The sequence below is a fragment of the Limnospira sp. PMC 289.06 genome (genome assembly GCF_032350395.1).
In the GTDB taxonomy this organism is placed as follows: Bacteria; Cyanobacteriota; Cyanobacteriia; order Cyanobacteriales; family Microcoleaceae; genus Limnospira; species Limnospira platensis.
In genome coordinates this window covers 1-11,827 of the sequence record NZ_JARPLC010000029.1, presented here as the reverse complement: position 1 = coordinate 11,827, position 11,827 = coordinate 1, and the positions used below count along the sequence as shown (strand labels likewise).

Genomic DNA, 11,827 nt, shown 5'->3' with positions numbered 1-11,827 from the left:
GGAAAACCATAGAAAAATATCTCAGGTTTACTGGGCGGGGGTTAACCTGACTGGCTGAAAGGGTTGGTAATTGGTTTTCTAATAATATTTAAAGAGCGATCGACAGGAGCATGGAATGGTTTGCCTATTCTCAGTGAAGTTCTATAATACTATGACCAAAAACAAAATACTTAGCTAATCATGTATTTATTAATTCCCGCTGCCGGAAGTGGACGGCGTATGGGCGCAAGCTGTAACAAATTGCTACTGAAATTATGGGACAGATCCCTACTCGGTTGGACTCTAGCTAGTGCCGGGGCATCTAAATCGATTATTTGGATTGGTATTATCGGACAAAGGGCTGATTTCCCGGATTTTAAGGCGATCGCAGACGAGGTTTGCCTGAATATACCCATAAAGTTCATTATTGGGGGAGAAACCCGTCAGGAGTCGGTTTATAACGGCTTACAAGCTCTTCCCCGTGAAGCCGACCGGGTTTTAATCCACGACGGGGCGAGATGTTTAGCGACCCCGGATTTATTCGATCGCTGTACGAAGGCACTGGAGTCGGTATCTGGTTTAATTGCCGCTATTCCAGTCAAGGATACCATCAAAATAGTGGATGGTAATAATTTTATCCAGGATACTCCCGATCGCCGTCAATTATGGGCGGCTCAAACTCCCCAAGGTTTTGAAGTTCCACTACTGAGAGAATGTCACGAAAAAGGCCGTCATCTGGGTTGGGATGTGACTGATGATGCGGCGCTGTTTGAACGTTGTGGTCTTCCGGTTCAGGTGGTGGAAGGGGAGGAAACTAATCTGAAAGTTACTACTCCTGTAGATTTACAGATTGCTGAGTTTATTCTCCGGGAAAGGCTGGCTAAATAATGTTAAGGTGACATGAATTTATAATTATTAAGTTAACTGTTGTTTCCTCTCTCTTCCAGGGATGGATGGGTGGCTCTTTTTCATGGGTTTGCCAACCTAACAGCACCCCTTGGTAGACTTGACAAAACCACCCTTAACATGGTATAGAATTAAAAGAAGATTATCTGAAGTAGCGAGTATTAGTTGTAGCAGTAGTGTAATCAGTTGCTGGATTAGTATCTCTGAGATATACCCATAGGGTACGGAATGGGTTAAAAGCAACATTAAAAACTTAAATAGCTTCAATTAAAAATGGGTTTTATTCAGAGAGCCTCGATTTTTTTAAACCCTCCTAGGGAGTATTGAATTATGTACTGTGAAATCCTGAGTACGCTTTACATCAAATCTAATGGAGACATCCCCTGCGATGATGACTATGGTGAACAAGTTATACTTGCGAATTTAAATGATTCTCCGACCATAGAGCAGATAGTCAAATCGCCAAAATTGAATAACATTGAAACCAGACTTTTATTGAAATTAGTACCCCATGATGGTATCTGTCAAAACTGTGCTTTTTTTCGCCCCGAGCAAAGTTTTGAAAATCGTATACGCAAATTTCATTTAAACAAAATTCAAGTTGAAACATCTCTTTCTTGTTCTTTAAGTTGTTGGGGTTGTAGTCGAATTAAACAGGTTAGGCAACGGCGAGGTCAACTTTTTTTAGACAAGAAGCAGTTCCAAACTTTGATTGTATCTTGTGCAGAAGATAACTATAATATAGATTGGGTTGAATATTGCGGACAGGGAGAACCTCTGAACCACCCTGAGTTTTCTCAATTTGTGAAAATTGTATCTGAGTTTTTGCCCAATACCCAGCAGACGTTAACTACCAACGGCAATAACAACTTTAATCTATCTGTTGGAGAAGAAACCCTCCATCGAATTATTGTTTCTTGTGATGGAGCGTCCCAGGAAAAATATGAAATCTATCGAAGGGGAGGTAATTTTGAAAAGTGCATCCGTTTTATGAAAGATGCTGTGGCTAATAAGAATGCAAATAATCATCCCCATGTTACTTGGAAATATATCTTGTTTGACCATAACGATTCGGACGAAGAGATAGCAAAAGCTAACGAGATTGCTCAGAATATTGGTGTAGATAGATTATTATTTATTTTAACCCACTCCGAAGGTAAATCTAAACGCTATACCAACGAAAACTTCAGCAAAATTTTAAAAATAGCCCCCTCAGCCGTAATTAATTTGACCTGTGCGTTAATTAATTCTGCTCCCAGCAAATACTCTCATGTCTATGTAGGCAAGGCTACTGAGAAGTTAGGATTAGCAGAAAATAAACAGAAGTTTAGACTATATTTAGATGAAATAAAAATGATAGATAAACAACATTTATTGTTGAAAGGATGGGCGGCAAATTTAGACTTTTCACAGATTAAAAAACTCAAGGTTTGTGCTAACTCTAAGTTTCTGGGATATATAGAAGTTTCACATCTCAGAAGAGACGTTATGAAACACTTTAATATTAAGGAAAATACACAGTTTGGTTTTGCGGGGGTTCTGCCGACCAATGAGTTAAGTGGTCAGGAAATTTTGTCCTTAGAAATCACCCCAGAAAGTTGGTCATTCACAAATTATGAAACTCACAAATATCTGGTTAATTTTACTACTTTAAAATCCTCCAATGGCTATGTAGGTAAGGCTACTGAGAAGTTGGGATTACCCGAAAATCAACAGAAGTTTAGACTTGGGTTAGATGAAATAAAGATGATAGATAAACAACATTTATTGTTGAAAGGATGGGCGGCAAATTTAGACTTTTCACAGATTAAAAAACTCAAGGTTTGTGCTAACTCTAAGTTTCTGGGATATATAGAAGTTTCACATCTCAGAAGAGACGTTATGAAACACTTTAATATTAAGGAAAATACACAGTTTGGTTTTGCGGGGGTTCTGCCGACCAATGAGTTAAGTATTCAGGAAATTTTGTCCTTAGAAATCACCCCGGAAAGTTGGTCATTCAACAATTACGAAACTAAAAAATATCTGGTTAATTTTACCCCTTTGATGTTGACTTAGGATGGTGATAATGGTAAAATATGATGGTATTTTATCAGTTTATTCATGAGGAAAGTGGGGATTGATTATAGTCTCTGATATCGCATTCCGGGAAGCTGAGTAACCAACTCTAATAATTCTAATTGTAATAATTGGCTAGAGACAGTTCCGGCATCGATTCCACACTGTTCGACAATGAGATCAAATGGTGTGGGTTGGGAGGCGATCGCATTTAAGATTTTAGCTAAATCTGGGTCTAAATTAGGAGATTCTGGTAGGGGTTTTGTTTGTGGTTGCCATAGGGGAAGCTGGGTAGGCGTGTCTAATTGAGGGATAGCGCCAAGTTGTTCTAGGAGTTGTTCTATGTCCACGGGAATCACGCCAGCACCACCATCAATTAACTTTAGACAACCGTGGGATTTCTCATCATCTAAACGAGCTGGTAAAACATAAACATCTCGGACAAATTCATTGGCAATACGGGCAGTAATTAAGGCTCCTGAACGTTGGGGTGCTTCCATGACAAATACTACCCGACTCAACCCAGCAATAATGCGGTTACGTCGGGGAAAATTAGTAGCGTTGGGTCTGGTGCCACTGGGAAATTCACTAATTAATAATCCCTGTTTTAATACCTGTTCACAAAGGGGGCGATTTTGTTTGGGATAAGCAATATCAACTCCAGTGCCTAAAACGGCTAGGGTACGTCCTCCTGCTTCTAAACAACTGCGATGAGCCTCTGTGTCGATACCTGCTGCCATTCCTGATACAATAATAAAGCCATGATGTGCTAGGGTGCTGCTAATTTTGCGGGTCCAGTGTCGTCCGTATTCTGTGGGGTTGCGGGTTCCTACAATGCCAATGGTGGGGAAATGACCTTGATTTTCTTGGGGGTTGATTATTCCTCGGTAATAAAGCACTGGTGGTGGGGAGGGTATTTCTGATAAAAGCCGAGGATAATCTGGGTCGGCGGGAGTCCAAAAGTTAGGATTTTTAATCAGATGATTTTGGAATAGTTGCTGGGGGTTAATTTGCGATCGCTCAGTGATTACTTTTTCTAAACTCTGTCTTCCGAACCCTTCTACAGAACCTAATTCTATGGGGGATGCCTGCCAAGCGGTGGCCAGACTTCCGAACCTTTCCTGTAATCTTTGAAGGGTGATGGGGCCGATACCATGAATTTGTGACCATGCCAGCCAGTAAACCCGTTCCTCAGACATTTGGGACTTTGATAAAAATTGTATTTAACCAGTATATGCTAAAATATAGCATAGCACAATATCCACAAATCAGCAATCAATAAAAACTGGGTTTTTGGTAGAGACATCTGGTAATTTGCTAATGGGGATGTGCGGTGAATTTAAATTCTAGGTAAAGGGAAATGACTCGAGCAAGTGACAAGCAAAACTGGGATGAGTTTTGTGCCCTGTTAGGAGAGATTGAAACGATAAGCGATCGCACTCAGGTAGCCAAACTATCCCAAGACTACTACCACTTTAGCCCCATTTTACAACCGCTTTTACAAGATAAAACGGGTGATATTGTAGTGCTGCCCCGTTCGGAATCGGAAGTTTTAAAAGTAGCTAAACTCTGCGTTGACTCTGAAATACCCCTAACGGTTAGGGGGGCGGGAACCGGGAATTATGGGCAGTGTGTACCCCTGAAAGGTGGGGTAATTTTAGATATGTCTAAAATGAATAATATAGTCTGGATGAAGCCAGGTTTAGCCTGTGTAGAACCAGGGGTTAAACTAGCAGCATTAGATAAAAAAACTCGCGAAATTGGTTGGGAAATGCGGATGTTTCCCTCTACCTATCGGACAGCCACTATTGGGGGTTTTATTGGTGGTGGTAGTGGTGGTATTGGTTCAATTACTTATGGACAATTACGGGATAATGGCAACCTTCACGCCGTCCGTGTTGTCACTTTAGAAGCAGAACCTCGGATAATTGAACTGAGGGGAGATGCCGTGCAGAATATTAATCACGCTTATGGTACTAATGGGATTATTACCCAATTAGAAATACCCCTAGCACCCGTATATCCTTGGACGGAGTTAATTGTCACCTTTAAGGAGTTTATGAATGCTGCTAAATTCGGTCAGGCTTTAAGTCAGTCTGATGGCATTATCAAAAAATTAGTTTCCATTTGCGCCGCGCCAATTCCATCCTATTTTATTCCTTTTCGTGATATTATCCCATCTGGTGAACAGGCGGCAATGTTAATGGTGGCTGAAACTAGCCTGGAACCTTTACAAGAATTGATTAAAAATTTTCAGGGTAAAATCTGCTATCAAAAATCAACCCAGGAGACGGTAAAGGGTACAACTATCATCGAGTTTACCTGGAATCATACGACTTTACACGCTCGCAGTATAGACCCATCTTTAACCTATTTACAAACCCTATTTCCAGCCGACCCAGAATTAAAATTGATTCAGGAATGTTATGATTATTTTGGGGATGAGGTGATTCAGCATTTGGAGTTTCTGCGTACTGGGGGAAATTTACACCCAGCCGGGTTACAAATTGTCCGATTTACGAATGAAGCTAGGTTAAATGAAATTATCCAATATCATGAAGACCGAGGGGCAATTATTTTTAATCCCCATACCTACATTTTGGAAGATGGGGGAATGAAGACGGTTGATCTACAACAATTAAACTTTAAACAAAAATATGATCCTCTAGGTTTACTCAATCCTGGTAAAATGAGAGGATGGGTGGATAATGGATAATCTAACTCTCTCTGGAAGAGGGTTGGGGAGAGAAATATGGAGACGGAAAACCATTAAATAAGGTGTCAATTTAATGACTAATATTAACAGGTTGGTGGAGATATTAATAATTGCGAAAAGGCTATCTATACGCAGTATCTGGCTATTACTGTTAAGTGTACTAAGTCTAAGTGTTTCCGGTGCTAGTAAATCTCCATGGGTGAGAGTTCCTATCTTTGGATTTCATGATATTGTTGACACCAGAGAAGAGTTAGTTCAATCCCAGCGTCCCCTAGTTAGTACAGATTACGAAAAACTCCAGCTTTATAGTTTTTTGAATTACCTAGTAGTTAATGATTATTGGTTTCTGTCTAGCCAGGATTTGTTTGTTCATTTTATCCAAAAGTCTCAACCTATACCGGCTGAGTATGAAAACCGCAAACCAGTGATGATTAGCTTTGATGATGGTTATACTGGTATTCATGATCATGTACTGCCAATATTAAAAGACTTGGAATATATTTACCGGGAAAAAGTGAAGGTGGTTTTATTTTTGAATCCGGCTTATATGGGGGTTAATATTCCTCCCTATATTCCCCACATGAGTTGTGAGGATTTACGAGATGGTTTTGAAAGGGGATATTATGATATTCAGTCTCACGGCTATTCTCATCAAAATCTGACTAAACTAGATGCTAATAATTTACAGATTGAGTTAGAAAAGGGTAAATCTAAATTGCGGGAATGTACGCAAGATTTAGATCGTAATCAATTAGTGGCTGCTCATATTGCTTATCCTTTTGGTGCGTTATCTGCTCAATTAGAAAGATATCTGAGAGGCTATCATTTAACTGGGTATCTTTATGATCATCGAGTTTCTCAACCAACTCAGTTAAGAAATCCGTTCCGAGTTTCTCGTATTCAGGTGAATAAAGACACCCAAATTCATGAATTAATTAAGATGGCAGAAACGGCTAAACCTGTGAAATTGTCTATCAGTGATGACTGAATTTTGAGAGTTGTGCTAATTTAGGACAGGATCATAAGCATAATATAGAGGGACTATGACCAGCTTTCCATCTAAATTGAGGAATTTGGCGGAAAAAAGTCAACCGTTGGATCGAGCGGCGATAACTTTGATGTTAGTTTTGGGTGTGTTAATTTTGGGGGTGGTTTTGAGTGGCGATCGCACTATTCCTCGTGTGCGAGAGTTCAGTTGGGCAAATAGACAGGTAGGGGCGGAAGATAGGGCGTTTCTGTTGACATTTAACCGTCCGATGGACCGGGAGGGGGTAGAGAGAAATCTCCGCATTGACCCGCCTTTACCGGGAAAAATCAGTTGGGCGGGAAAACGCATGGCTTATACTTTGCTTGATCCGGTTCCCTATGGTACGCCTTTCAGTGTGCAGTTACAAGGGGTAACAGATCAATTATATGAGAATCAGGAAGGTCAGTTAATTGAACCGTTTACGGGCTATTTTCGTAGTCGCGATCGCGCTTTTGTATATATTGGGGTGGAAGGAGACCAGGAAGGGAGACTGATGCTGGTGAATTTGTCTCAGGACCCTACACCTGTGGCTTTAACTCCTGAAAATTTAACGGTGATACAGTTTGAACCTTATCCGAGGGGCGATCGCATTTTGTTTTTAGCCATAGAAAGAGGCGATCGTAGTAGTGGACAGTTTGACCCACAATTGTATACTGTGATGACTGGTATTAACCCTGAATCTATCGGTCAAGGTTCTTCAGCGCCTCAACATCGTGGTCAGTTAGAAACAATTTTGGATAACAAATATTACAGTAACCTCCGATTTGATTTGTCTGGTGATGGTAAGGTGATTGTTGTGCAGCGGGTCAACAAAAAAAATCCGGTTGATGCTAGTCCTTGGGTGATTCGGGAGGGACGTTCTCCGAGACCTTTACAAACTCAGGGGGGAAATTTTATGATTGCACCTGATAGCAAATCTTTGCTGATTTCCCAAGGTCCAGATCTGACGAGTATTTTACCCTTAGAACCCAATGCTGAGGTGCTGGAATATTTACCTAAGTTTGGTCAGGTTTTGGGGTTTGCTGCGGATGGTTCGGCGGCGGGGTTACTCAAGTTTAATTCCGATGGAACCAGATCGCTGTTTGTGGTGGATACGGTAGGTAATGAACGGGAATTATATAGAACTGCTGAGTTTGGCAATATTCTGAGTATTGAGTTTGACCCTAGCCAGACGATTATTTATGCTCTCATTACGGAGCTAATGGAGGATAATGAGGAATACACAGAACAGCCTTATATTGTGGCGATCGACTTAAAAACTGAGGAGATTTTCCCTCTGGTAATTTTACCGAATCAGCAACAAATTAATCTGAGTTTATCTCCCGATGGTCTGGCTTTACTGTTTGATCAAACTGTAACTAGAATTATGGATGAAGAGATAGAAAACCGACCTCGTACTGATGGGGGGGATACTATTACCACGAGTCGCCTGTGGTTATTGCCTTTAGTAACGGATAGTTCACCAGATGCTAATGCTTCTCAATGGAAACCGGAAGAATTGCCGTTTTTGGGATTTAACCCGCGATGGCTACCCTAGGAAAGTAGATGGTGAATTGATGCAAAAATTATGTTAATTATAACCTCTGAACAAGTTGCTCAAATTCGGAATTATGCCGAAAAAAGTTATCCCCAGGAGTGTTGTGGTTTGCTGATGGGGCGGCAAGACTTAGGCGATCGCAAAATGATTATGGAAGTTTGGCCGATGCAAAATGTTTGGAGTCCAGCCACTGCTGAGGTATTCCAAGGGTTAGACAATAGCCCCAATATAGCCACTCGCCAAGAACGTTTTACGATCGCCCCAGAAGCGTTAATGAAAGCGCAAAAAGAGGGACGCGATCGCCATCTTTCGATTATTGGTATATATCATTCGCACCCCGATCATCCGGCGATTCCCTCCGAATTTGATCGGGTTTGTGCCTGGTCGGAATACTCCTATATTATTGTTTCTGTGATCGGGGGTAATTCTACTGACTTTCTCAACTGGTGTTTAGATGCTAACCATGAGTTTGAGGCTGAAGAATTGATATATAGGGATTAGTTGTTGAGATGGTTCATGGTTTTATGTAGATGCTGTAAAATGGCGATCGCTATCAAGACACTTAGGGCTAATCCTAACCAAAATTGGCTAATAATTTCCGGGGTTTGATCAAGGGCTAATCCCCCTAGAGGGGGGCCGATTAAATAACCGATCGCCCAACATTGAGAATTAATGGCTAAATAAATTCCTCGCAGGGGGTCAGGGGCGAGATTAGCGGCTAAGGAAGAGGCGGCGGGGCTATAAGTAACTGTGGCGATCGCTAAAATTCCTAATCCTAGAATAGCTAGGGTTAAAGTGCCGGTTTCAACGATTCCCATTAACCCGGTAATTAAAAAACCTATTCCCCATAATATAGCCGATACAATTAGGGCGTGGGGACGACTGAGAGGATTAAGAATGTGGGACATGGGTAATAAAAGTAAGATGGCGATCGCTGTGTGTCCAGCAAACAGGGCGCTAATAGTGATGCTGGAAAGTTCGGCTTTCACAAAGTTGTTAAGATATAGGGGAATGGTGCTATGAATTTGTGACATATAGAAGGTAAATAAAATATTGACTGCTACATAAATTAATAAAGTGCGATCGCTTAAAGCCACCATCCAACTATTAGAAGATTGACCGGATTCGGTATCTGTTGATATAATAGGGGCTTGGTAGGTTTCGGCTATGGCTAGATAAATCACTACAAAAAAGATGAGAAAAGACAATCCATCTAGCACAAATAACAGTCGATAAGCTCCCGTTGTCGCAATCACTACCCCACCCATGATAATCCCCACCTGTAGGCCTATATTATCCCCTAAACGAGTGATAGCATAGGCTTCGTTGCGTGTCTTTCCCGTCGTTAAATCAGCCACTATAGTTTCTGTCGCTGGCCAGTAAAGTCCGATGCCTAATCCTAACAATAAATTGCCGAGAATTAACATCATAAAATTGCTGGTAAATGCGAGGACAAAAGATGAGAGGGCAGAAATTATCGCCGATAACAATAATGTCCAGCGCCGACCGAAGCGAGGAGAGTCACAACAAGACCCCCCGAAGACTCTCCCAATTACCCCCGAAATTTGGGCGCTTCCTAGGGCTATTCCTACGGCGGTTGAAGATAAACCTACCTGATTAACAAAGAAAATTGGGGCGTAAAATAGGGTAAATCCTGTTCCCGTTTGGGACAGTAGCCGACCAACTGCTAAAATCCACACTTGGCGTGATAGTTGAGGTAGCCAAGACCAAAACCGATTTTTACTCAAAACTATTGCCTTAATGCTATTTTGTATGTTGGCGATCGTAGCAAATTACAGTCAAACCGTGAATAGTGATCTTAACCAGAGTGGGTTGATAAGTTAGCAGGGGTTAATTTTTGAGAATTTGAGGTAAAATAGACTATGATTGGTTATTTAAATGGCACTGTAGCTGGTATTTATAAAAAGACGGGAAATAGAGTTATTTTATATCTTGATGTTAATGGGGTTGGTTATGAGTTGCAAATTTTACCCAGGATGCAGAATTTAGATGCTAAAACTGGCGAAAATTTACAGGTATTTACTCATCTACAAGTCCGGGATGATCTGATGGTTTTGTATGGGTTTAGCAGTATGGCGGAACGAGATCTATTTCGTCAATTGGTCAGTGTTAGTGGTATTGGTATGCAATTGGCGATCGCCCTTTTAGATACCCTAGAATTACCGGATTTAGTCCAGGCAATTGTCGGCGGGAATACCGGGATTTTAACTAAAACTCCGGGAGTAGGCAAAAAGACAGCCGAACGGATTACCCTAGAGTTAAAAACCAAGTTATCAGAGTGGCGAAAACAAGCCGGACTTCCTACAGTTTCTACATCTAATTTAAGTGCAGAAATCCAAGAGGAAGTAGAAATGTCTCTGTTGGCTTTGGGTTATACAAGTTCCGAGGTTATGCAAGCATTAACAGCCATTACCTCTCATCCTAATTTAGCCGAAAATAATAGTGCAGAAGATTGGATTAAATATGCCATCTCCATTTTATAGTCAGAAAGCCACCCTTGCACAAATCAACAGTGCAACTTTAACCAAACTATGCTAAAACAGTATCAAGTTCTTTAACACTGTGCGCCGTCGCAGTTTTCTTTATGGTAACACCTCGCTTGTTAGAAGACCTACCGCCAGAATTTGAATCTCTGCGTTCTTTCCTGGTTAGTCATGTGCAACCCTATATTAATCTGGCTTTTAATAAACAGGGTTTTTTAGCAAAAGACCTCAGTAATGATCCCCTGAAGTTGTGGGAAACTAAGGTCGGAGGGTTGCCCTATTTACCCAAGGGAATGGAGTATCCTTGCGATCGTCAAACTGGGGAAATGATGATGTTTTTACTTCAGATTAACTGTGCAGATGTTCCTTCTATTCCCGGCTTTCAATTACCATCTCAGGGTCTTTTACAGTTCTATTCTAGCCTCGATGTACCCATGTGTGTACTAGGTCCAGAACCACACAGGATTATCTATTTCCCAGAAATTTCTCAAGATGAAAGCACCCTGGTCACAGATTTTAGCTTCACCCAAGATAAGCGTTATAGGGATGAATGGTATCACCATATTTATACAATCGATTTTTCTGTAGCAGAGGATGTCTTTGGGGATTATTGCTACAATAGTATTCCCGATAACTTGATAGATATTGCCGATGAATTTGACGAATGGTTGTTAGATTATCAGTCAGAAAATGACTTTGGTATTACCGCTAAAATGGCAGGATTTCCAGAGTGTCATTCCTATGTACCAGAAGTTTTAGATAAGGCTAAAGGACAATTATTATTAGAATTTAATCATCCTTTTGATTGTTCTGATTATTTTTATTTCTATATTGACGAACAACAGCTTATTAAAGCCGATTTTAGTGGGGTTAAATCCTATTTTATGAGGGTTTGACAGCCGTCATATATTTAAGTGTTTCTAATGTCTGTCAATTATTTAACCCGCATTATTTACAACTGTTCAGGGTCAATCCCCAACTCTCGCAATTTAGCAGCTAGTTTGTCTTTCTGTTGTCGTTCAAATTCTAACTGCTTTTGAGCTTCAGTAGCTGATTCTTCAGGAGTAGGCACTAAAACACCATCAGGACTAAAAAAGCGG

10 protein-coding genes and 1 pseudogene are annotated in these 11,827 nt (G+C 40.8%); 8 read left to right on the top strand and 3 right to left on the bottom strand.

Going from position 1 to position 11,827, the window contains the following annotated elements:
• Positions 1 to 180 precede the first annotated feature (180 nt).
• Positions 181 to 867, top strand: coding sequence for a 2-C-methyl-D-erythritol 4-phosphate cytidylyltransferase (gene ispD, locus P5674_RS08810; RefSeq protein ID WP_006617918.1), 687 nt, complete (start codon positions 181 to 183; stop codon positions 865 to 867).
• A 348-nt stretch (positions 868 to 1,215) separates the two neighbouring features.
• Positions 1,216 to 2,943: a 4Fe-4S cluster-binding domain-containing protein gene (locus P5674_RS08805; RefSeq protein ID WP_315642810.1), complete on the top strand. Its 1,728-nt coding sequence runs from the start codon at positions 1,216 to 1,218 to the stop codon at positions 2,941 to 2,943.
• A gap of 65 nt (positions 2,944 to 3,008) precedes the next feature.
• On the opposite strand, the gene dprA is transcribed toward P5674_RS08805, so the two are convergent.
• The gene (dprA, locus tag P5674_RS08800) at positions 3,009 to 4,142 is read right to left on the bottom strand and encodes a DNA-processing protein DprA (protein ID WP_014277280.1); all 1,134 of its coding nucleotides are present in this window, start codon (positions 4,140 to 4,142) and stop codon (positions 3,009 to 3,011) included.
• 161 nt (positions 4,143 to 4,303) lie between these two features.
• Between dprA and P5674_RS08795 the strand changes: the two genes are divergently transcribed.
• The 4 genes from P5674_RS08795 to P5674_RS08780 all read left to right on the top strand — a co-directional run bounded on the left by P5674_RS08795 (position 4,304) and on the right by P5674_RS08780 (position 8,724).
• Positions 4,304 to 5,659 carry an FAD-binding oxidoreductase gene (locus P5674_RS08795; RefSeq protein ID WP_315669935.1) on the top strand — a complete coding sequence of 452 codons (1,356 nt, stop codon included), beginning with the start codon at positions 4,304 to 4,306 and terminating at the stop codon, positions 5,657 to 5,659.
• A 73-nt stretch (positions 5,660 to 5,732) separates the two neighbouring features.
• On the top strand, positions 5,733 to 6,647 hold the full coding sequence (locus P5674_RS08790) for a polysaccharide deacetylase family protein (RefSeq protein WP_006617922.1): 915 nt from the start codon (positions 5,733 to 5,735) through the stop codon (positions 6,645 to 6,647).
• 55 nt (positions 6,648 to 6,702) lie between these two features.
• On the top strand, positions 6,703 to 8,223 hold the full coding sequence (locus P5674_RS08785; RefSeq protein ID WP_152088445.1) for a hypothetical protein: 1,521 nt from the start codon (positions 6,703 to 6,705) through the stop codon (positions 8,221 to 8,223).
• Positions 8,224 to 8,253: 30 nt separating this feature from the next.
• Positions 8,254 to 8,724, top strand: a complete 471-nt coding sequence (locus tag P5674_RS08780; RefSeq protein ID WP_006617924.1) for a Mov34/MPN/PAD-1 family protein — start codon at positions 8,254 to 8,256, stop codon at positions 8,722 to 8,724.
• On the opposite strand, the gene P5674_RS08775 is transcribed toward P5674_RS08780, so the two are convergent.
• Complete coding sequence (locus P5674_RS08775; protein WP_152088446.1) at positions 8,721 to 9,971, bottom strand: MFS transporter; 1,251 nt, start codon at positions 9,969 to 9,971, stop codon at positions 8,721 to 8,723. The genes P5674_RS08780 and P5674_RS08775 overlap by 4 nt on opposite strands.
• A 135-nt stretch (positions 9,972 to 10,106) precedes the next feature.
• Between P5674_RS08775 and ruvA the strand changes: the two genes are divergently transcribed.
• Both ruvA and P5674_RS08765 read left to right on the top strand, forming a co-directional pair.
• On the top strand, positions 10,107 to 10,727 hold the full coding sequence (ruvA, locus tag P5674_RS08770; protein WP_006617926.1) for a Holliday junction branch migration protein RuvA: 621 nt from the start codon (positions 10,107 to 10,109) through the stop codon (positions 10,725 to 10,727).
• A gap of 101 nt (positions 10,728 to 10,828) precedes the next feature.
• Positions 10,829 to 11,623 carry a DUF1963 domain-containing protein gene (locus P5674_RS08765; RefSeq protein WP_006617927.1) on the top strand — a complete coding sequence of 265 codons (795 nt, stop codon included), beginning with the start codon at positions 10,829 to 10,831 and terminating at the stop codon, positions 11,621 to 11,623.
• A 56-nt stretch (positions 11,624 to 11,679) separates the two neighbouring features.
• Here P5674_RS08765 and P5674_RS08760 read toward each other — a convergent pair.
• Positions 11,680 to 11,827 (bottom strand): annotated as a pseudogene (locus P5674_RS08760) (Uma2 family endonuclease); the annotation flags it as partial.